A 20,827-nucleotide genomic window follows, 5' to 3' on the forward strand; every position below is an offset into this window, starting at 1 on the left:
TTTTCGCCGTTTTGCGGCGACCTCTTTAATATATCACAACCGCCTATCTATTCGCAAGCTTTATTTTGCATTCCTTTGTTTCAAAGACTTGCCGATTGGCGCTCCGCTTTATGGGCGGAACAACAATATATCACGCCGGGCGGTCCGAATCAAGTGTTTTTTTATTTCACCCGGACCGCCTCCATCAGAACAAAACGACCTTCAAACCAACCAGCATAAGCAGCCCGGGTGCGCCAAGTATAAGCACGGTAGAGACTGTCGGAATATTGAGCGGAATTTTAAAATCATAGTACGAACCCGCCAAGTTGACGAAATAGAGTAAAAACGCCGCTACGACTACATGCAGAACGGCATATCCCAGCCATTGCCACGACCATTTATGGCGGACTAGCGTAATTAGCAGGAACAAGGAGGAAACAACGAGCACTCCAAGCCACACATAATGCATGTCAGCCACCCGCCGCTCTGCCCATGCCGATATGCAGCGCATGAACGTTCATACGCTTTGCGAGTTTGAGCAGCATCTCGTATCGTTTCTCGGCCGCTTCCAGGGCGAAAATGGCATAGTCGATCTGATCCTGGTCGGATGCGTAGTCCAACCGTTGCAGCGCATGCTGCCATTCGGTTTGAGCGCCGCGAATTTCTTCCAGCAGCGCCTGCTTGTCCTTCAGAAACGGATCCTCGACCGTGCGTTTCAACCGGAACATTTTACGCCATTGCATGTCCATCACACTCCCATATCGATTCCAATATCAGCGGTAGAGCTTACTGAAGCATATGGAAATGGGGTGGAGATTAGAACAAAGCAGCCACGTGAATAACGCACAAATTGGAGGTCCCCGTTGTTAATTTTCCCTTATCGAAATAAAAAAAGCCGCACGGAAACTTGCCATTTTCCGTACAGCTTAATATTCAGGACAGTTCTCTGCGTCCTTCCAACGCTTTCGAAAGGGTGACTTCATCGGCGTATTCGAGATCTCCGCCAACCGGAAGTCCATGGGCTATTCGCGTTACCCGCAGCCCAAACGGCTTGACGAGCCTGGAAATATACATCGTCGTCGCTTCGCCCTCCACATTCGGATTCATGGCCAGAATGAGCTCCTGCACCGTATCGTCGCCCAATCGCTTCAATAGCTCGGCAATCCGGATCTCGTCGGGTCCGATCCCTTCCATGGGCGAGATTGCTCCATGAAGCACGTGATAGTAGCCGTTGAATTCTTTCATCCGCTCGAGCGCTACCAAATCTTTGGGCTCCTGCACGACACAGATGACCGAGGCGTCTCGGGATTTATCCTGGCATACCCGACAAGGATCGACGTCCGTTATGTTGCAGCAGACCGAGCAATAATGCAGGTTGCGCTTGACGCTTACGAGCGATTTGGCAAAATCGAGAACGTCGTCCTCTTTCATGCGCAGCACGTGAAAAGCCAGTCTGCCGGCCGTCTTGGGACCTACCCCCGGCAACCGCGAGAAGGCGTCGATTAATTTTGCGATAGGTTCCGGATAAAACAAGCGAACGACTCCTTTTTGCTTTCAATTAGAACATGCCCGGCAGCTTCATGCCGCCCGTCAACCGGCCCATATCCTGCTCCGCAAGCTGCTCTGCCTTCGTCAGCGCATCGTTGACGGCCGTAAGCACGAGATCTTGCAGCATATCGACGTCTTCCGGGTCGACCGCTTCAGGCTTGATCACGATATTCGTAATTTTGCGTTGTCCGGTAGCCGTAACGGTGACGACACCGCCGCCTGCGCTTCCTTCGACCGTTTTGCTCGCCAATTCTTCTTGCGCCTTCAACATCTGCTCCTGCATCTTCTTCACTTGCTTCATCATTTGCTGCATATTGTTCATATCGATTCAAACCTCCCGCTTATTCTTTTACGACGACCAAATCTTCGCCGAATAATTTAATTGCCTCTTCCACGATGTCGTCTCCCGGCTGGGCCGAATCCGGCGCTTCCATGCGCATCACTTCCGGCTGCTCGGCAGAGCCGGCCTGCGCTTCCTTCCAGTCCTTCATCATGGCCGTGACAAGCTTGTACGGCTTGCCAAGCAATTCCTGCATAACCTGCTCGACGAGCTCCTTGTGAGCGGGCTTCTCCGTCGTTTCCCTGTGCATCGCGCTCTTGAATACAAGCAGCAGGGCGTCTTCGGTAGCCGCTACCGGCTCTCCATCGATCAGCCAAGCATGGACGGTTATTCTCCGATCCTTCACCTGCTGCAGCACTTGTCCCCATTTCCCAAGGGCTTGCTTCAATTCAGGAGAGCTGGCATGAGGCAAGTAAGGATCGAGCTTGATTCCGGTTTTCAAGCTTACGGCACCGGAAGAAACCCGCGGATTCGCCATCGCCGAACGCGCTGACGTCTCTTTGCCGGGCGCGGCGGCCACCCCGGTCTTGAGCAGTTGGTCCAGCTTCTGTTCCAACTGCACTATTTTCCGATTCAAAGACGCGATCTCCGCATTCGGGGTTTTATCCGCCCCCTCATTGGACTGCGCCTGCGGTGCTGCCGCTTCCTGCGAGCTGCATAGCTTAAGAATCGCAACTTCGAATAGGGTTTGCGGTTGAGCGGAATATTTCATCTCGGCCTGGTAATGGTTCAGCACATCCATAATATGAAACAGCCGCTCGGTCGAAAACGAGCCGATCATGGTCCGGAAAGCGCCTGCATCCGTAATCCGGTCGGTCCACTCGTCCGCGTTGGGCACCAGCTTGAGCATAAGCGCATCGCGAAAATAATAGAGCAGATTCTCCATGCTTTTCTCGGCGCTTTTGCCTTCCTGCATCATGAGCTCGATACAAGATAGGGCCGCACCCGCATCGCGGTTAACGACGGCTTCGGCCAGACGTCCGAACTGCTCCAACCCGATTCCGCCGGTAATTCCGAGCACTTCCTGAAGCGTAACGTGATTCCCGGTGTAGGCGATAATCTGATCGAGCAAACTCAACGCGTCGCGCATGCCGCCATCCGATAGACGGGCTACGTATTGGAGCGCTTCCGGCTCGGCCGTAACCCGCTCCTCTCCGCAAATGAACGTAAGGCGCGATACTTGCTCGTCCAGCGGCACCCTGCGGAAGTCGAAACGCTGGCAGCGGGATATGATCGTGGCGGGCAGCCGATGGGGCTCGGTCGTCGCCAGGATGAACATGACGTGGGCCGGAGGCTCCTCGAGCGTTTTCAGCAGCGCATTGAACGCTTCCGTCGTGAGCATGTGCACCTCGTCAATAATGTACACCTTCTGCCGCACTTCGGTAGGCGCATACTTCACCTTCTCGCGGATGTCCCGGATTTCTTCAACGCCGCGGTTCGACGCCGCATCGATTTCGACTACGTCCATGACGGCCCCTTCGGTAATGCGCCGGCAGGCCGAGCATTCGTTGCACGGCTCCTCGGCTGGCCCCCGCTCGCAGTTCACCGCTTTGGCCAATATTTTGGCGGCCGTCGTCTTCCCCGTCCCCCGAGGACCGTTGAACAAGTAGGCGTGAGTGAGCCTTTCTTCGCGCAGCGAATTTTGCAGCGTCTGGGTAATATGCTTTTGTCCGACGATATCGCGGAAAGCTTGCGGCCTCCACGTACGATATAATGCAATGTGCGCCATTCCGACTCTCCCACCGTATACTTCGTTATGGCTTGACGTGTTTTCTCCCCTTATTATACACCATACCGGCCTCTTTTGACCAACGAACCGTCAGCTCGGCGAGAACGGCATGCTCACGGTAAACGTAGTCCCGTATCCTTTCGAAGAGACCCGTATGCTGCCCCCGATATCGTGTATAATGCGTTGGCATACGGATAGGCCGAGTCCCGTGCCGCTGTCTTTCGTCGTGAAGAAAGGATCGAATATTTTGTCGATCAGAAAAGCGGGAATGCCGGGGCCCGCATCATGAACTTCCACATGCACTTTCCGTTCGCGGTATTCTACCCTCTCTATAATCGTCAAAGTCCCTCCTTGCACCATTGCTTCGATTCCGTTTTTGCATAAATTGATAAATACTTGCTTGAGCAGCTCGCGGTCTGCGACGATTTTCGGGATCTGGTAGACGGACTGATATTGGATCGTCACATTGTGCAGAACGGCCTGATTGTTGATGATCGGCAATATATCCCTGATCACGGAAGACATGTCTATCTTGTCGTACGTGACGTTTTTCGGCTTGCTTAGCAGCAGAAACTCGTTGACCAATTCGTTGATCCGGTCGATTTCACCCAGCATCAGGTCGGTGTAGCCTTGCTCCCGCTCCATCCCGGTTTGATAAAACGTCCGGTTCAACACTTGCAGAAAGCCTTTGATCGACGTCAACGGATTGCGGATCTCGTGGGCGGTTCCGGCCGCAATCTGCCCGATCATCGCCAGCCGGTCGCTGCGCTGCACTTGCTGCTCGAGCGATCGCAGATTCGTAACGTCCTTGAAGATGACATACGCGCCCACGACGTTCCCGGCCTCATCGCGCAGCAGATTGGAATCCATCAGCAGCTCGTACCGTTCCCGGTTGTTCGTCCACGAAACCCCGTGATTGCGTACCAAGACGCCGTCCAGCAGCGTCCGCTGAACAAGCTGATGCTCCTTCGGCACCGATTGGAAAATGTCCTCCATCGGGCGATTGATGGATTGCTGCCGGTCGATCCCCAGAATGGAGCACGCCAGTTCGCTTACGTCGACGAGCCGAAACTCATTGTCCACAAGCAGAACGCCCAGATTGACGTCCTTTATGAATGTACCCGAAAACTGCTGCAGCAAGCTTAACTCGCCGGCGACCCCCTTATCGTGCAAAACGAGTATGTGCATTTTCCGTTCCCCGTGTTCGGCGCTGCATAACGAACATCGGATTTCCGACGGGGCGGCGGGGCCGGTATTTGCCTTAACAATTACGTTCTCTCCCGTTTCCTGGCTGTTCTCCCAGCGAAGGCGCAGCGTCTCCAAGTTGTTTTCGTCGGGAAGCAGCTCCGACAAGGGGGTTTTCCCTATTTCGAAGTTCCCGTTAAACAGGGCGGTAAATTGCCGATTGCAATCGATAATGATACCACGATCATCGAAGATGGCGGCCGAAATCGGACCCAAACTTCGAATATAACTTTGCGGAGACGGCATCGTGATCCGGAACTTGTCCATGCAATACCACCTTTTTATTTTTATACCAGACGCCTATAGCCCGGCCCCCCTTCATATTACAATTCTACTTGGAATTGTTTTTTCCTTCCAATAGCAAAACACCGGATAAACGACAATGCGTTCATCCGGTGATGTATAGCTCAGTTGTATGGAATTAACCGTGCACCTGTTGTTGACCTTACGATCCAAGCGGAACCTCTACCGTTTAGCTCGAGTCAGGCGTCCCTCCGGCACATGAACCTTCTTGCTTACGGCTGCTTCCTTCCGGACCTGACCGGGTTCACAAGCGCCCATTGCGGAGGACCCGACCGTCAACACTGCGTATAGAAGTCAGACCTCACATCGATAAGACCGAGAACAGGAGTTCAACCCCGCTATAGCGGATTGCGGGTTCAGGGCACCGCTACCTCCCCGTCTAGCACGGTATACATAGTATAGCGGATTGTCCGGCAATCCGCAACTTTCATCATTTGGAACGCGATCCAACGTTTTGCCTTACCGTTTTTCATTCGCTACGCACGGTAACCTTGAAGTCGTATCGGGGAACATTATGCTGAAGAGCTTGCAGCGCTTCGCCCCGAATCCGCTCCAATTCCGCATCGGACGAATCCTTCGGAGCGGTGATCTTCACATTGGCGTTCGTGCCGTTCGTCGTAATACGCACCTTGCGCACTCCAGCGATCGGAACGACCGCACTGCGCATCATATCCGTATCGACTTGATACGTGTGGTATGAAGGACCGGTCTGCAAGTTCGGATTCGTATTGCTAATGCCCAAGTACCCGTCATTGTCGTACGATTTCGTCTTCGTCGTCCCCCCGCCCGCGGTGCCGCAAGCCGCGGCCAGCAGTACGGGCAGCAGTGCGGCTCCGAGGAGTCGCAGCGATCTGTATTTCATAAAGAAACAACCTCCCTTGGGTATAGGATGACCAAGAGAGGTTGTTGTATTCACATGGGCATAACGGCAAAGGGTAAAGCTTAGATGCCGTATTTTTTCTTAAATTTATCGACACGACCACCGGCATCGATAAACTTCTGTTTGCCGGTAAAGTGCGGGTGGCATGCGGAGCAAATTTCCACACGGAGATTTTGCTTGATGGAACCCGTCTCGAACGTATTGCCGCAAGCGCAAGTTACGTTCGTCACGAAATATTTCGGTTGAATTTCAGTTTTCATGATCCTTTCACCTCTTTCCGCCCTGAGTCTCATTGGTGACCCAGAGTTATATGGACATATGACGGCATTATATCACGCTGTCCATGTCTTGCGCAACTGAATTGTTGTGATCCCGTTATTTGGCTGCCGGCTGAGGCGGCACATGCGTATAAGAGCCGATTACAACGTCAGGCAGCTCCGATTCGAATATTTCGATCATCCGCTTCATGCCGTACAATTCGCCTTGCGGCTTCGGAATAAGCTTCAAGTATCCTTCCGGATCGATATTCAAATTCCGAAGCTGGATCAATCGCAAGCCGGTCCGTTTGGCAAAGCCGAGCATCGCTTCGATTTCTTCCTCCCGGTCCGTAACGCCGGGAAACACCAAATAATTGATCGATGTATACACACCTTTTCCGGCAGCGTAAGTCAGCGACTTTTCCACATTAGCAAGCGTGTAGCCTCGCGGCTTGTAGTAAGCGTTGTAATGCTCGTCCAAGGCGCTGATCGTACTAACCCGCATCAAATTGAGTCCCGAGTCTACGATCGCCCGGATATGGTCGGAGAGTCCCGCATTCGTGTTGATGTTGATGTAGCCGATATCCGTCTGCTCCCGAACGCGGCGGATCGCGTCCACGATAAGCTTGGCCTGCGTGGAAGGCTCCCCTTCACAGCCTTGGCCGAAGCTGATGATGCTTTCCGGCGCCCGCAGATGCTCGAGCATGATCTGGACAATCTCGTCCACAGTCGGCTTGAAGTTCATCCGGGTTTGCGGCGCCGGAAATCCGCTGTCGTCAGGCTGCTCCGATATGCAGCCGTAGCATCCCGCATTGCAGGAAAACGATACCGGGACCGCACCTTCCAGCCGGGATAAGAACGTATTGGAGGCGGTCAAGCATTCATATTCCAAGGCGCATTTCGACAAATGCTGATACAGCCGGTTGTCCGGATAAGTGTGCAGCAGTCGTTCGACCCCAATACCGAGCTCGCGCGTATCGCAATTTTTCGGATTCCATGGTTCCGGGTTATCGGACTGCTTCGCCGCAACGAAAAATTGTCCGTCTTTCCAGACGACGGCTGTATAGCCGAACAAGGGCAGCAGCTGCGTCTTGTCGGTTTTCACGTAGCCCGGCAGCAGCAATCGGGTGTAACCTTGGGGCAGAAGAGCGCCTACTGCCGAACAGGCCCCGTCCAACGGCTCCATCGACTCGGTCCGGTTGTTCCAACCGATCGCCCGCGTATTGGGCAAACTGACCAGAGTAGCGCCTTCCGGCAGCGGAATCAGCTCGTCCTCCCAAATTTCCGTAATCATGTCGCCGCTGCGTCCGAGTCCGGTCCATTCCGGGTGGTCGAATACGTTGCCCGTTTCGTCCGAATATACCAGATGCATGAGATGTCCCTCTTTTATCGCCAAGTTGGTCAGGAAGCGGAGTTTTTGACGCGCTTGCCGTCCGGCTTCGCTTCCAGCGTATCCAAAAATTCGCGGTTCGTTTTCGTATCGCCCAATTTCTTAAGAAATGCGTCGACGAAATCGTGCGAATCGTTCATATTTTTGCGTATTGCCCAAATTTTGTCGAGGTCTTCTTTGCCGAGCAGCATTTCTTCGCGCCGCGTTCCCGAACGGCGAATATCGATCGCCGGGAAAATGCGGCGTTCCGCCAGCTTGCGGTCCAAATGCAGCTCGAGATTGCCGGTTCCTTTGAATTCCTCGTAAATGACGTCATCCATTCTCGAGCCGGTTTCGATCAAAGCCGTGGCGAGTATTGTCAAGCTTCCGCCCTCTTCGATGTTCCGTGCCGCGCCGAAAAATCGTTTCGGGCGATGAAACGCGCTCGGATCGATACCGCCGGACAACGTTCTGCCCGAAGGCGGAATGACTAGATTGTACGCCCGTGCCAGCCGGGTGATGCTGTCCAGCAAAATGACGACGTCTTTCTTATGCTCTACCATTCTCTGTGCCCGTTCCAGCACAAGTTCGGCTACTTTGATATGGTTTTCCGGCAGCTCGTCGAACGTGGATGCGACTACTTCCGCTTTGACCGAACGCTGCATGTCCGTTACTTCCTCGGGACGCTCGTCGATCAACAGCACGAACAGCTCTACCTCGGGATAATTCAACGAGATGCTGTTGGCGATTTCTTTCAGAAGAAGCGTTTTCCCCGCCTTCGGAGGCGCGACGATCAAACCGCGCTGCCCCATGCCAACCGGGCTCAACAAATCCATTATGCGCGTGGAAAGATGGGTCGGCGTTGTTTCTAGCACGAACTTCGTTTCAGGATAGAGGGGGGTAAGGGCTGGAAAGTGCAACCGCTCCGCCGCCGTCTCCGGCTTTTCTCCGTTAACGGCTTCGACCTGAAGCAAACCGAAATACCGCTCGTTTTCTTTTGGGGGGCGACATTTGCCCGATACTTTGTCGCCGGAGCGCAGGTCGAATTTGCGAATCTGCGACTGCGAAATATATATATCTTCCGCGCTCGGCAAATAATTGATCGGTCTTAAGAATCCGTACCCTTCCGATAAAACGTCCAGCACGCCTTCCATGAACATCAAACCGCCCTTTTCGGCCTGGGCTCGTAAAATGGCAAAGATCAGTTCTTTTTTCTTCATTTGGCCATAAGCCGTAATTTGATGTTCTTTCGCCAACTTGTATAATTCGGTTAATTTCAACTGCTCCAGCTGCGCCAGATGCATGTCCATATTATTCATCCACCACACTATTCATAAGTTCGGAAGGGCATTTGAATCTAGCATTTCCGTTTTTCTTTCAATCTATTCTTGCAGCCGTCAGTTCCGTGCTCTCCTCTTCCCATACTTCAGCACCCAGATTGCGCAAGTTCGCCACCAAATTCTCGTAACCCCGGTGTATGTACTCGGTTCCGCTAATTTCGGTTACGCCCGACGGTACCGTCAACGCCGCCGTAAATAAAGCCGCTCCCGCGCGAAGATCTGTCGCCCGCACTTTCGCCGCCGATAGTATGCCGCCTTCAATAATGGCGGAGCGTCCTTCGACTTTGATTTTGGCACCCATCCGGATTAGTTCGGGAACATGCTTGAAGCGGTTGTTGTACACGTAGTCGGTTAGTATGCTAACGCCTTTCGCTTGAGTGAGGAGACTGGTCATCGGGGACTGGAGATCGGTGGCGAATCCGGGGTAGACGAGCGCTTTCACGTCGACGCTTTCGTATTCCGGCTGGCCTACGACGCGAATCGATTCGTCCATCTCGTAGATGTGGACACCCATTTCCTGGAGTTTGGCAGTCAAAGCCTCCAAATGCTTCGGGATGACATTGTCGATGACGACATCTCCCCGCGTGGCCGCTGCCGCGATCATATAAGAGCCTGCTTGAATTCTGTCGGGAATAATGGAATGCCGGCAACCGTGAAGCGAGTCGACCCCTTCGATGCGGATCGTTTCCGTGCCCGCCCCTTTGATTTTGGCACCCATCGAGTTCAGTAGAGTTGCTACATCTATAATTTCTGGCTCTTTGGCCGCATTTTCGATCAAAGTGATTCCTTTGGCGCGGGAAGCCGCCAACATAATGTTGATGGTCGCCCCAACGCTGACGACATCCAAATAAATTTTGGCTCCTCGCAGTTGCTTCGCCCGTATGTGCAGGCTGCCGTATTCATTGCGCACTTCCGCCCCGAGCGCTTCAAAGCCTTTCATATGCTGGTCGATGGGCCTTGGCTCGAAATTGCAGCCTCCGGGAAGTCCGATCGTCGCTTCCCCGAATCTGCCGAGAAGCGCTCCCATCAAATAATACGAAGCGCGAAGCTTCTTGATATTGCCGTTTGGCATCGGTACCGATTTCAACGATTCCGGATTGACGATCATCTGATCGCCATTCCGCTGTACGCTTGCTCCCAGCTCCGTAAGCAACTCGGTATATATGCCGACATCGCTGATGATCGGGAGATTATCCAACACTACCGTCGTTTCCGCCAGTATCGCCGCAGGAATCAATGCTACCGCGCTGTTCTTGGCTCCGCTGACCGTGACCGTGCCGCGAAGCGGTCGGCCTCCTGCGACCATGAGTTTTCCCGCCATTCCTGCTAACTCCCCCCTTACCTGCTGCGAATGAAGAGAACGGGAAACCCACCGGGACGTTTCCCGCCGGTGAATTTCCCGCCCACGCACCCGTTTACGCCTGGTTGCTGCTGCCGAACAAACGAATTTTCGCTTTGACGACTTCAACCATGGCTTTGCGGGCAGGCGTCAAATATTTGCGGGGATCGTATACGTTCGCGTCTTTGGCCAAAACTTCACGGATCGCTTCCGTACAGGCGACCTGATTCTCGGTGTTTACATTGATTTTGCCTACGCCGGCAGCAATGGACAGACGAATCGCTTCGTCCGGCACGCCGGAACCGCCATGCAGCACGATAGGCACCGGAACGGCTTTGGCGACTTGCTCGATGATGTCATAATGGATCTTGGGCTCGCCTTTGTACATACCATGCGCCGTGCCTACTGCAATAGCGAGGCAGTCCACGCCGGTTTCCTCGTAGAACCGGATCGCTTCTTCGGGCTTGGCCAAGTTGGCATGCTCTTCGTCGACGCTGATGTCGTCTTCGACGCCGCCGATCGTACCCAGCTCGCCTTCGACCGATACGCCCATGGCGCGAGCGGCTTTCACGACCTCTTTAGTCAGACGGATGTTCTCCTCCAGCGTGTAATGGGAGCCGTCGAACATAACGGAGCTGAAGCCCGCGCGGATACATTTCATGGCGACTTCGAAGCTGCTGCCGTGGTCGAGATGGAGCGCGATTGGCAAGCCGGATTTTTTCGCTGCCGCTTCGGCAATCGCTACGGTGTATTCCATGCCCATATATTTCAGGGCGCCTTCGCTCACGCCGAAAATGAACGGCGAGTTTTCCTCGATGGCCGCATCCGTAATCGCTTGAGCAAACTCCAAGTTGTTCATGTTGAATTGTCCGACAGCAAATTTATTAGCTTTCGCTTTGGGTAAAAACTCGTTCATCGAAACAAGTGGCATTGTCGTTCCTCCTAAACGTTCTACATGAATTGAGATCCGGGTGCAATACTGAACTATTATAGCATACTCGTCCGCGAAATGGTAACCTGTTCACCGCCGACTTTCCCGATGTCGTCTGGCCTTGCGGGCTGTCGGCAGCAGGGATGAAAATACAAAAAAGGATCCTGTTAGGATCCTATCGCCAGTCTCGGCGAGCCGGAGCGCAGCTCCTTATTGACCGCCAGTCTCAAGTCGTCGATATCGAACGGTTTCGTAAAATGCGTCAATGCTCCCAGATCGGTCGCTTCCTTGATCATGTCCAGTTCGCCGTATGCGGTCATCATAATGACTTTGATGCTCGTATCGATCTGTTTGATGTGCTTCAAAATGTCCAAGCCGTCCATGCCCGGAATTTTCATGTCGAGCAGCACTAGATCAGGGGATTCTTTGCGGACGATTTCGAGCGCCAATTTGCCGTTGGAAGCTTGGAACGTATTGTATCCTTCGTTGCTGAACACTTCGACCAGCAATACCCGGATGCCGTTTTGATCGTCGACAATCAACACTTTCTTCTTATCCAATCATCAAACCTCCTCACAACTTTGCGAAGCAAAGCCTTATAAGAAAAACGTCTATCGACGTATTTCGAAGAAGTGCGACCGCCTCTCTCCCCCAAAAAGTGACGCAAGCCTTCGAGCCTACACCGGTTACTTTTCGGGGACCCCGAAAGCCGGAAGTTTTTCTTGGTAAAGAATGCCTCTCCTTCGCTCTAGTGCCGTAGCGAAGCAATCATTCTTTAACGGTAAGAAAAGCTTCGGATCGAAGCATTTTCGAAGAAGTACATTCGTGCTTAAGAAACGCCCGTACCCGCCCCGGCATCCGCTCATTCTCCGGAATCGAAATTCCGCATTTTCGACAACCCGGCAAGCTTTCGCCATAAGGCGGCTTTTTAATATTGAACCGCACATCAATACCATGCTTATCTTTCGTTCTTAATTCAAATTCGATGCGAATTTCGAGATTCCTGCTGCTTCTCGAAGAAAGTTGTAAGTATTTACAAAAAAGTTAATGAACGAAAAAAAGCACCGGGCCGATTCACCCGATGCTCTCCTTATTATTTAACCGCGGATTCTTCTCGCTTTTGTACCGAAACCTCCATGGATGCCCGTACGAAATGTTTGAACAAAGGCTGCGGCCGGTTCGGTCTGGACGTGAACTCCGGATGGAATTGCACCGCCAGAAACCACGGATGACCCGGCAGCTCGATCACTTCCACCAGCCGTCCGTCCGGGGACGTGCCGGATATTTTCAAACCCGCAGACTCCAGTACTTCCCTGTACTCGTTGTTGAACTCATACCGATGACGGTGGCGTTCGTAGACAAGCTCGTCCTCGTAGCATCTCATCGCGAGCGATCCTTCGGCGATTTTGCACGGATACAACCCGAGACGCATCGTTCCGCCCAAATCCTCGATGTCCTTCTGCTCGGGGAGCAGGTCGATGACCGGATACGGCGTAGTAGGGTGAATCTCCGAGCTGTTCGCTCCGTCCAAGCCCGTTACGGAACGGGCATATTCCACGACCGCCACTTGCATGCCCAGACAAATGCCGAAGAATGGCACGCCGTTCTCTCGGGCATAACGAATGGCCGAAATTTTCCCTTCGATCCCCCGGTCTCCGAAGCCTCCCGGCACGAGAATGCCCTGCACGCCCTTCAAGAGCTCGGCGACGTTATGATCGTATATGTCCTCCGCATTGACCCAGCGGATTTCCACTTCGGTATTGCAGTCGATTCCGGCATGGCCGAGCGCCTCCACAATGCTCAAATAAGCGTCGTGCAGCGCGACGTACTTGCCGACGATGGCGATTTCCGTACGGTTTTTGAGCGACTTCACCTTGGCGACGAGTTGCTCCCATTCCGTCATATTCGGCGGGTTCCTGAACGCGTCGAGCTTCAAATGCTTGACGACGATGTCGTCCAGCCCCTGTTCCCTCAGCATCATAGGCACCTCGTACAGCGTCCCCGCATCCTGGCATTCGATCACGGCTTCCGCGTCGATATCGCAGAACAATGCCAGCTTCCGCTTCATATCCTCGGCAAGAGGATGCTCCGTGCGGCATACGATTACCTGTGGCTGAATGCCGATGCTGCGCAGCTCCTTGACGCTATGCTGGGTCGGCTTCGTCTTCACTTCCCCGGCCGCCTTCAAATATGGAATAAGCGTAACGTGAATGTACATGACGTTATCGCGCCCGATGTCGCTCTTGATCTGACGGATCGCTTCCAGAAACGGCAAGCTCTCGATATCGCCGACGGTGCCCCCGATCTCCGTAATAACGACGTCGGATTGCGTCTCGCGCCCGGCACGGAACACCCGGTCCTTGATTTCGTTCGTAATATGCGGAATGACTTGAACGGTACCGCCCAAATATTCTCCGCGGCGCTCTTTCGTGATGACGGACGAGTAAATTTTCCCGGTTGTTACATTGCTCGTCTTGGACAAATTGATATCGATGAAGCGTTCGTAGTGGCCGAGGTCCAGGTCGGTTTCCGCTCCGTCGTCGGTAACGAATACTTCGCCGTGCTGGTAAGGGCTCATCGTGCCGGGATCGACGTTGATGTACGGGTCGAATTTCTGAATCGTCACCTTAAGCCCCCGGTTTTTGAGCAGTCTCCCCAAGGACGCAGCGGTAATCCCTTTACCGAGCGAAGAAACGACGCCGCCTGTTACGAAAATATACTTGGTCACGTTTGTAAACCTCCGTTCAAGTCTGGAAAGCAAGTACGCCCGATAGCCCGGGCAAAAAAAATAAAAGTGACTCCCGCCGAGACGGGGCACTTTAGTCGGATTCGTTGCCGAATTGTAAATCTATAGCCCAAAACATAGTTTACCCGGTAGCCGGGAGCCTGTCAAGGGAACGCGATCATCTCTTAAAAGACATCTTCCGGCCGGTTCATCGACCGGCTTATTTTTTGTCGTCCTCGTCGGAATCGTCTTCTTCGGCGTCGCTCTCTTCCTCTTCGCCTTCCTCGAAATCCTCGTCCTCTTCCGCTTCCTCGTCGATTTCGGCGATTTCTCCCTCGACTTCCTCGATCTCCGCGTCGTCGATCGCTTCCTCGTCCTGGTAGAAGTCCTCTTCCTCTTCCCCGCTGAACTCGTCTTCGCCTTCGTACGCTTCGTATTCTTCCTCGGTTTCCTCTTCGGTGAAATAATCGTCGTCGTCATCGTCGTCATTGATGATGCGCGGATGTTTGGCGCTGCCGACCGAATCCTCGGATTTCTCGACCGGATACCACCGCTTCAAGCCCCACAGGTTCGTGCCGACGCATGCAAATCTTCCGTCTATATTAATCTCCGTGTAGAGCTGTGCAATAACCTGCATCACTTGCTCGTCGGTCAAGCCTTTGATTTTGGCTATTTCTTGCATCAAGTCCCGGTAATAGTACGGGTTTTTTGAAGCTTTCAACACTTCGAACGCAAGATCGACCATCGGCATTTCTTTCGCCTGCTCCGCATCGATTTTCAGCGTATATGGGCTGCTCATGGCCTGACACTTCCTTTCCAATAGGGTCTGATGACAACACCGATCCTGTATCTCCCGGCCTGTCTCAAGGGCATAGAGACGGTCCCTTCACTACAATGCCCATTATATTCATTAAGTAAAACCTATTTTTTGCAAAAATGCAACTGTACCGCCTCCAAATCCCGGAGCCGCCGTCAAGGCACAAAAACGGAAGCCGATAAACGGCTTCCGCTCGGACTGTATCCGCAAGGCCAGTGACGACCATTCACCACCCTGCATGCGACAAGAGCGCCCGGAGGTGCTCTTCATTCATACTATGAGCCCGGCGCATCGATGACACAACCGCACGCCTAACTTTTGCGAAAAAAGGCGCTCATCCTATGCGGGCGGATCGTACAGGTTCATATCATATCACGTACCGACATGAGGAGTAGGGGAGGGAATTCATTTGAGCGAATCGGCGCTGCTGCGAATGCTGCGCGAAGCGATCGGGGTATCTCCGAAGCCGTCGAAGCGCCATATTATCCATTTCAAAAACAAGTCGGCGTACGGCCGGTTTCTGGCCGCATTCGAGAAAGCAAACGAACTGTTCCCCGTCAAATCGCTGATCCAGCCGATTAAAATCATCCACGCGATATCGTGCACGCTGAAGCCCGGTTCAACGCCGCTTCGACATCCGAGCATCCGTCTTGTCGAAGAGGATATTCCGATACGCGTTCATGCGCCGCATGCCAAATACATGCAGCAATCCGCGGCTCTCCGCCAAACCGGGCCGGCGATCCCTTGGGGAGTCCGTCAAATCAAATCGCCGGAGGCGTGGAAAGAAACGCGCGGCAGCCGCATCCGGATCGGAGTTGTCGATACCGGTATCGACTATACGCATCCCGACCTGCGGGGACGGATATCCCGCGGCATCAACCTGCTGCATCGCAGTCTGCTTCCGGTGGACGATAACGGCCATGGCACGCATATTTCCGGCACCATCGCCGCTTCCAATCAAGATTCCGGCCTCGTCGGCGTGGCGCCTCACGCCGTCATCCATCCCGTCAAGGCGTTCGATCAGAACGGAACCGCGTACGTGTCGGACATCGTCCTGGGCATCGATTGGTGCGTCCGCAACCGGATGCATATTATCAATATGAGCTTCGGCATGAAAAACCGCAGCAGATCGCTTCACGACGCCGTCCGGAACGCTCACAAAATGGGGATCGTCGTAGTCGCGTCCTCCGGCAATGAAGGCAAGCTGTCGTCCATCGACTATCCCGCGCGCTTCTCCCAAGTCATCTCCGTCGGGGCAACGGCCGCGAACAAAAAAATAGCCCCGTTCAGCAACAGGGGCAGGGCGATCGATCTGTATGCGCCGGGCGACAAAATCAAGTCGACCTGGCTGCAGCATAAATATATGGAGCTGAGCGGCACTTCGATGGCGACCTCGCACGTATCCGGCGTGATTGCCCTAATGCTGGCCGTCAAGCCGGGACTGTCTCCGACCGAAATCAAATCGATTTTGCAAAAAACGTCGAATCCCGTATCCGGCCTGAAGTCGCGCGCCGGGGCGAAGGGCGGCGAAATCGATGCCGCCCGGGTACTGCGGCACCTCGGTCCGTGACAGCTCCATGCCGCTTCGAAAGGTAACCGGCGGCTTCCGGTCATCCCGAACCGCACCCTTACATGCTCGCCGGCGCCGATACGCCAACCAACCCCAGCACGTTGCGAAGGACGATCCGCAGCGCGGCGAGGAGGGCAAGACGGGCTTGCGTCAACTCCGGACGGTCGGTAATAACCCGTTCCGCTTTGTAATAGCTATGGAACTGCGAAGCCAGCTCATACACGTAACGGATGAGCCGGTGCGGAGCGTACTGGGCGGCGGCTTCCGCAAGCTCTGCCGGAAGCTCCCCCATTTTGCGCAGCAGATCGAATTCCGCCTCCGTCTGCAGCGGGGACAGATCGACATCGCCGTGCGGCAGGACGGCTACTCCCTGCTCTTCCGCCTGGCGGAAAATGCTGCAAATGCGCGCATGGGCATACTGGACGTAAAACACCGGATTTTCATTCGATTTGGAGATGGCCAAATCCATGTCGAAATCCAGATGGGAGTCATTGCTGCGCATCGTGAAGAAGTAACGGATGGCGTCTACGCCGACCTCATCCATGAGGTCCTCCATCGTGACCGCCTTGCCCGTCCGTTTCGACATTTTCACCTTCTCGCCGTTCTGATACAGGCTTACCATTTGGGCGATAAGCACGGTCAGCTTGTCCGGATCGAAGCCGAGAGCTGCCATCGCCGCTTTCACCCGCGGGATGTATCCGTGATGGTCCGCTCCCCAGATGTTGATCATCTCGTCGAAGCCGCGCTCGTATTTCGTGCGGTGGTAGGCGATATCCGGGGTCAAATACGTATAGCTGCCGTCGTTCTTGATGAGCACCCGGTCCTTGTCGTCGCCGTACGGCGTCGTGCGCAGCCAGGTCGCTCCCTCCTGCTCGAAAATGTGGCCGTTCTCGCGCAGCTGCGCGAGCGCGGGAGCGATTTTGCCGGTCTCGTACAGGGACGTCTCGCTGTACCATTCGTCGAAGGTAACGCCGAAGCGGGCCAAATCCCGTTTGATTTTGGCAAGCTCCTTTTCCAGCCCGTACGATTTGAAGTAAGCTCTGCGTTCCGCTTCGGTCAAGACGGCTAGCCTGTCGCCTTCCCGGTCCTTCAGCTCTTGGGCGAACCGTTTGATATCTTCTCCGTAATAGCCGTCCTCGGGCATCTCCGCTTCTTGTCCGAGCGCCTGCAAGTACCGCGCTTCGATCGACTTGGCGAGGTTGTCCACCTGATTGCCCGCATCGTTGATGTAATATTCCCGTGTGACGTCGTAGCCCGCGAAATCGAGCACGTGGCAAAGCGCATCCCCTACGGCGGCCCCTCTCGCATGACCGAGATGCAGGCTGCCCGTAGGATTGGCACTGACAAACTCGACTTGCACCTTTTTTCCTACGCCTACCGGCACCCGGCCGTAATCGGCATCCGCTTCCAGCACTTCATGGACGACGTCGTACAAATAGCTCCGGTCCATGAAGAAGTTGATGAAGCCCGGACCGGCGATCTCGACCTTGGCGATGTACGCTCTTGCCATATCGAGGCGTTCGATCAGACGCTCCGCGATTTGCCGCGGGTTTTGCTTGGCCACTCGGCTGAGCTGCATGGCGATGTTCGTGGACAGGTCGCCGTGCGCCTTTTCCTTCGGCACTTCCAGTACGATGTTCGGCAGCTGCGAACGATCTGCGATTCCCGCCTCCACGACCGCTTCCGCGATCGTCTCCTGCAGCAAAGCTTCAATCCGTGCGATAACGTTCATTCCGTACAATCCTCCTCGATCACTAGCCTTAGCCGTATTCGCCCGGCGTAGACGCCATCGGTGTACATGTCGTAGCTCCATGCGAGCGAGCCCAATCCGTCCGACAGCTTGCGGTCGATACCGTGAGTTACCAATTCCAGCTGCATCCGGCCCTGCGGCAGAGCGTAGGTACCGGCCGTACGCGTTCCCGAGCGGAACGTCAGATCGGACTCGACGTCGCCGTGGCGAATCACTTTCACTTGCTTCTCGTCCCACTTTACGGTAGCGGTCGTCCTGCCCATATCCGGGTCGGGCTCCGCATAGCGCAAATAGTACGAATCGTTCATATGGTACAGCTCGCCTTGCGCTTGCTGGACATGGACCTGCTCCGCTTGCTTGCTCTCGATGCGGATTCGGACTTTCCGCTTCATAATATCGACCGCTCCCGTTTACGTTCCTTTAGCACCAGTTCCTAAGTGTATCGCACCGCGCCCCGAAATTCAACGGATCTTGTCGAAAACGGACGTTCAAGCTTTGTCGGAAAGCCGTTCGACGATCAGCAGCACATTGCGGATAATATGGTACGGATCTTTGACCGGCAGCGCGACCACTTTATCCAGCGGCTGTCCGTCGCGGTCCCGGATCTGGATCCACTCGCCGACGGTTACGTCCGGGTTCGGGAATGTCCGGAACACGTATTCATGCGTTTTCTCGTACAGCTCGGCGAAATCGCGATCCCCCGTCAGACGGTAGGCGAGAAGCGTCGTATACAGCGCCTCGGAATGCGCCCACCACAGCTTGCTGTCCCACGTATTCAACACATTGGCGTCGAAGGCCGTCCCCCGGTCCGTTCCCTTTGGCGGTCCGCCTTCGCAGTCGACGTAGTGGAGAAGCCCTCCGAACGTCTCGTCCCAACCGATCGCATACGCCCGCTTGATTGCCCGGGATACGCGTTCGATCCATTCCGCGTTGCGCTCCTTCTCCGCTTCGTGCAGGACGAACCACATGTCCTCGAGCGTATGTCCGGGGTTCAAGTGGCGCGACACGACCCAATCCGCGTCCCGGCTGCCGTCGGCCCTGAGCACCTCCGCCACTGTATCGTCCGGTTGGAAGAAAGTCGTAATAATCTCGTTCGCGTAGGCTACCCGCCGCTGCGAAAGCTCGCCGGCCCGGGGATGTCCGGAAGCGAGCAAAGCTTCATGAACCGACTGCGCGACGTTCAGCATAATCATCGGAATCGAATGCGACTGGAAAGCATCCGGCAGCGTGTAAGGCTCGCTGCGCAAATCCCCGGAAGCGATCCGCCGCTCCAGACGGTCGAACAGTCCGAGCGCTTCGGCAATCGTCTCCGCATCCCCGCTTACCCGTCCGAATTCCGCAAACCCCATCGCCACGAAACAATCGACGAACAAGCTGATATCGTACCCCTTGCCCGGGTATACTTCTTTCTTCTCGCCTTCCCGGGTCAACAAGTAGGCGCAGTTGCCGTTATCCATGATCGCGTGACGCTTCAGGAAGCCGACCGTCTTCGCCGCATGAGCCAAATAAGCATTCGCATCGCCAGGCACCATGCCCCGCCGTACCGCATCGGCCAGCCGCGCCAGTGCCCACACGAATCTCCCCTGGGACCATACGTACTTATCCGTGCTTGTCCGGCTCTTGCCGTCATTCGAGAAGCATGTAAATACGCCTCCCAGCTCGCGATCGAGCGCCTTTTCATTCCACCAGAAAGGCAGCAGCACATCCGTCAAATGTCGTTTGTAATCGTCGAGCAGTACCGGCGAATCCAACCGTGGCATCGGCAATCCTCTCCCTTTCTCCCCAGGTATGTAGGTACGAGCCGTATTCGGCCTGCAAGCTGAAAAAAAAGATGAAGGGCGTCCTTCATCTTTCGGCTTTATCGTGATGCTTCGATTATTTGATCAAGTCTTCCACGAACTTGGGCAGCGCGAACGCAGCCTTGTGCAGCCGCGGCGTGTAATACTTCGTCTCGATCTCGGGAATGCCGGTCTCGTCGACCTGCAGCGGATCGTACGTTTTGCTTCCGAGCGTAAACGTCCACAGACCGCTCGGATAAGTAGGGATGTTCGCCCCGTACACGCGAACGATCGGGAAAATCTCGCGAACGTCCCGGTTGACCGTGCGGATCAAATCCGCCTTGAACCAAGGGTTGTCCGTCTGGGCGACGAAAATGCCGTCTTCCTTAAGCGCCTCGTAGATGCCTTGGTAGAAGCCTCGGCTGAACAATTCCACAGCGGGCCCGACCGGCTCCGTAGAGTCGACCATGATAACGTCATACGTGTTTTTATGCTCATGAATGTGCATATATCCGTCATTGACAATGACTTGCACGCGCGGATTATCCAGCTCGCCTGCGATTTCGGGCAAATATTTTTTGGAATATTCGATAACTTTGCCGTCTATTTCGACCAGTACCGCTTTCTCGACCTTGGGGTGCTTCAGCACCTCGCGAATGACGCCGCCATCGCCGCCGCCGACAACCAGCACGTGCTTCGGATTCGGATGGGTGAACAAGGCGGGATGGGCTACCATCTCATGGTAGACGAACTCGTCGCGTACCGTGGTCATGACCATGCCGTCCAGCACGAGCATGCGGCCCCATTCCGTCGTGTCGATGATCGCCAAATCTTGAAATTCCGTCTGCTCCCTAACGAGGGTTTCTTTAATTTTGGCCGTAATGCCGAATTCCTCGGTCTGTTTCTCGGTATACCACAGTTCCATGA

At 54.6% G+C, this 20,827-nt stretch carries 21 protein-coding genes and 1 other RNA gene; 2 read left to right on the plus strand and 20 right to left on the minus strand.

Going from position 1 to position 20,827, the window contains the following annotated elements:
• The coding region (locus FE784_RS41680) for a hypothetical protein (protein ID WP_218103864.1) at nucleotides 1-219 on the plus strand (219 nt) is incomplete at its 5' end.
• Here FE784_RS41680 and FE784_RS35130 read toward each other — a convergent pair.
• The 16 genes from FE784_RS35130 to rpoE all read right to left on the minus strand — a co-directional run bounded on the left by FE784_RS35130 (nucleotide 185) and on the right by rpoE (nucleotide 14,784).
• Nucleotides 185-448, minus strand: a complete 264-nt coding sequence (locus tag FE784_RS35130; RefSeq protein WP_176706736.1) for a pro-sigmaK processing inhibitor BofA family protein — start codon at nucleotides 446-448, stop codon at nucleotides 185-187. The two genes, FE784_RS41680 and FE784_RS35130, sit on opposite strands and share 35 nt — an antisense overlap.
• Before the next feature lies 1 nt (nucleotide 449).
• The gene (locus FE784_RS35135) at nucleotides 450-722 is read right to left on the minus strand and encodes a DUF2508 family protein (RefSeq protein WP_246132327.1); all 273 of its coding nucleotides are present in this window, start codon (nucleotides 720-722) and stop codon (nucleotides 450-452) included.
• Nucleotides 723-912: 190 nt separating this feature from the next.
• Nucleotides 913-1,512, minus strand: a complete 600-nt coding sequence (gene recR, locus FE784_RS35140; RefSeq protein WP_139606912.1) for a recombination mediator RecR — start codon at nucleotides 1,510-1,512, stop codon at nucleotides 913-915.
• 25 nt (nucleotides 1,513-1,537) lie between these two features.
• Complete coding sequence (locus tag FE784_RS35145) at nucleotides 1,538-1,849, minus strand: YbaB/EbfC family nucleoid-associated protein (RefSeq protein ID WP_139606913.1); 312 nt, start codon at nucleotides 1,847-1,849, stop codon at nucleotides 1,538-1,540.
• A 19-nt stretch (nucleotides 1,850-1,868) separates the two neighbouring features.
• Nucleotides 1,869-3,596, minus strand: a complete 1,728-nt coding sequence (gene dnaX, locus FE784_RS35150) for a DNA polymerase III subunit gamma/tau (protein ID WP_139606914.1) — start codon at nucleotides 3,594-3,596, stop codon at nucleotides 1,869-1,871.
• Between the two features lie 90 nt (nucleotides 3,597-3,686).
• Complete coding sequence (locus tag FE784_RS35155) at nucleotides 3,687-5,108, minus strand: ATP-binding protein (protein WP_139606915.1); 1,422 nt, start codon at nucleotides 5,106-5,108, stop codon at nucleotides 3,687-3,689.
• 158 nt (nucleotides 5,109-5,266) lie between these two features.
• An RNA gene (gene ffs / locus FE784_RS35160) (signal recognition particle sRNA large type) lies at nucleotides 5,267-5,532 on the minus strand.
• Nucleotides 5,533-5,613: 81 nt separating this feature from the next.
• The gene (locus FE784_RS35165; protein WP_139606916.1) at nucleotides 5,614-6,006 is read right to left on the minus strand and encodes a hypothetical protein; all 393 of its coding nucleotides are present in this window, start codon (nucleotides 6,004-6,006) and stop codon (nucleotides 5,614-5,616) included.
• Between the two features lie 80 nt (nucleotides 6,007-6,086).
• Nucleotides 6,087-6,284, minus strand: coding sequence for a 50S ribosomal protein L31 (rpmE, locus tag FE784_RS35170; protein ID WP_138883969.1), 198 nt, complete (start codon nucleotides 6,282-6,284; stop codon nucleotides 6,087-6,089).
• Nucleotides 6,285-6,399: 115 nt separating this feature from the next.
• Nucleotides 6,400-7,653: a radical SAM family protein gene (locus FE784_RS35175; RefSeq protein WP_139606917.1), complete on the minus strand. Its 1,254-nt coding sequence runs from the start codon at nucleotides 7,651-7,653 to the stop codon at nucleotides 6,400-6,402.
• Between the two features lie 29 nt (nucleotides 7,654-7,682).
• Nucleotides 7,683-8,960, minus strand: coding sequence for a transcription termination factor Rho (gene rho, locus FE784_RS35180; protein WP_139606918.1), 1,278 nt, complete (start codon nucleotides 8,958-8,960; stop codon nucleotides 7,683-7,685).
• Between the two features lie 67 nt (nucleotides 8,961-9,027).
• The gene (locus tag FE784_RS35185) at nucleotides 9,028-10,311 is read right to left on the minus strand and encodes a UDP-N-acetylglucosamine 1-carboxyvinyltransferase (RefSeq protein WP_139606919.1); all 1,284 of its coding nucleotides are present in this window, start codon (nucleotides 10,309-10,311) and stop codon (nucleotides 9,028-9,030) included.
• Nucleotides 10,312-10,405: 94 nt separating this feature from the next.
• Nucleotides 10,406-11,260, minus strand: coding sequence for a class II fructose-1,6-bisphosphate aldolase (gene fba, locus FE784_RS35190; RefSeq protein ID WP_139606920.1), 855 nt, complete (start codon nucleotides 11,258-11,260; stop codon nucleotides 10,406-10,408).
• 167 nt (nucleotides 11,261-11,427) lie between these two features.
• On the minus strand, nucleotides 11,428-11,820 hold the full coding sequence (locus FE784_RS35195; protein ID WP_139606921.1) for a response regulator: 393 nt from the start codon (nucleotides 11,818-11,820) through the stop codon (nucleotides 11,428-11,430).
• 533 nt (nucleotides 11,821-12,353) lie between these two features.
• Nucleotides 12,354-13,988 carry a CTP synthase gene (locus FE784_RS35200; protein WP_139606922.1) on the minus strand — a complete coding sequence of 545 codons (1,635 nt, stop codon included), beginning with the start codon at nucleotides 13,986-13,988 and terminating at the stop codon, nucleotides 12,354-12,356.
• A gap of 217 nt (nucleotides 13,989-14,205) precedes the next feature.
• The gene (gene rpoE / locus FE784_RS35205; RefSeq protein ID WP_139606923.1) at nucleotides 14,206-14,784 is read right to left on the minus strand and encodes a DNA-directed RNA polymerase subunit delta; all 579 of its coding nucleotides are present in this window, start codon (nucleotides 14,782-14,784) and stop codon (nucleotides 14,206-14,208) included.
• A 427-nt stretch (nucleotides 14,785-15,211) separates the two neighbouring features.
• Between rpoE and FE784_RS35210 the strand changes: the two genes are divergently transcribed.
• Nucleotides 15,212-16,372, plus strand: a complete 1,161-nt coding sequence (locus tag FE784_RS35210; RefSeq protein WP_139606924.1) for a S8 family peptidase — start codon at nucleotides 15,212-15,214, stop codon at nucleotides 16,370-16,372.
• A 58-nt stretch (nucleotides 16,373-16,430) separates the two neighbouring features.
• Here FE784_RS35210 and argS read toward each other — a convergent pair whose 3' ends face one another.
• The 4 genes from argS to speE form a co-directional block, all read right to left on the minus strand.
• On the minus strand, nucleotides 16,431-18,104 hold the full coding sequence (argS, locus tag FE784_RS35215) for an arginine--tRNA ligase (protein ID WP_139606925.1): 1,674 nt from the start codon (nucleotides 18,102-18,104) through the stop codon (nucleotides 16,431-16,433).
• On the minus strand, nucleotides 18,101-18,514 hold the full coding sequence (locus FE784_RS35220; protein WP_139606926.1) for a YwiB family protein: 414 nt from the start codon (nucleotides 18,512-18,514) through the stop codon (nucleotides 18,101-18,103). The genes argS and FE784_RS35220 overlap by 4 nt, the downstream gene beginning before the upstream one ends.
• 96 nt (nucleotides 18,515-18,610) lie before the next feature.
• On the minus strand, nucleotides 18,611-19,882 hold the full coding sequence (locus tag FE784_RS35225) for an AGE family epimerase/isomerase (protein ID WP_139606927.1): 1,272 nt from the start codon (nucleotides 19,880-19,882) through the stop codon (nucleotides 18,611-18,613).
• Nucleotides 19,883-19,997: 115 nt separating this feature from the next.
• Nucleotides 19,998-20,825 (minus strand): polyamine aminopropyltransferase, encoded by an 828-nt coding sequence (gene speE / locus FE784_RS35230; RefSeq protein WP_139606928.1) that lies wholly within the window; start codon nucleotides 20,823-20,825, stop codon nucleotides 19,998-20,000.
• Nucleotides 20,826-20,827: the final 2 nt, after the last annotated feature.

Source organism: Paenibacillus hemerocallicola, from assembly GCF_006265175.1.
Classification (GTDB): domain Bacteria; phylum Bacillota; class Bacilli; order Paenibacillales; family NBRC-103111; genus Paenibacillus_AB; species Paenibacillus_AB hemerocallicola.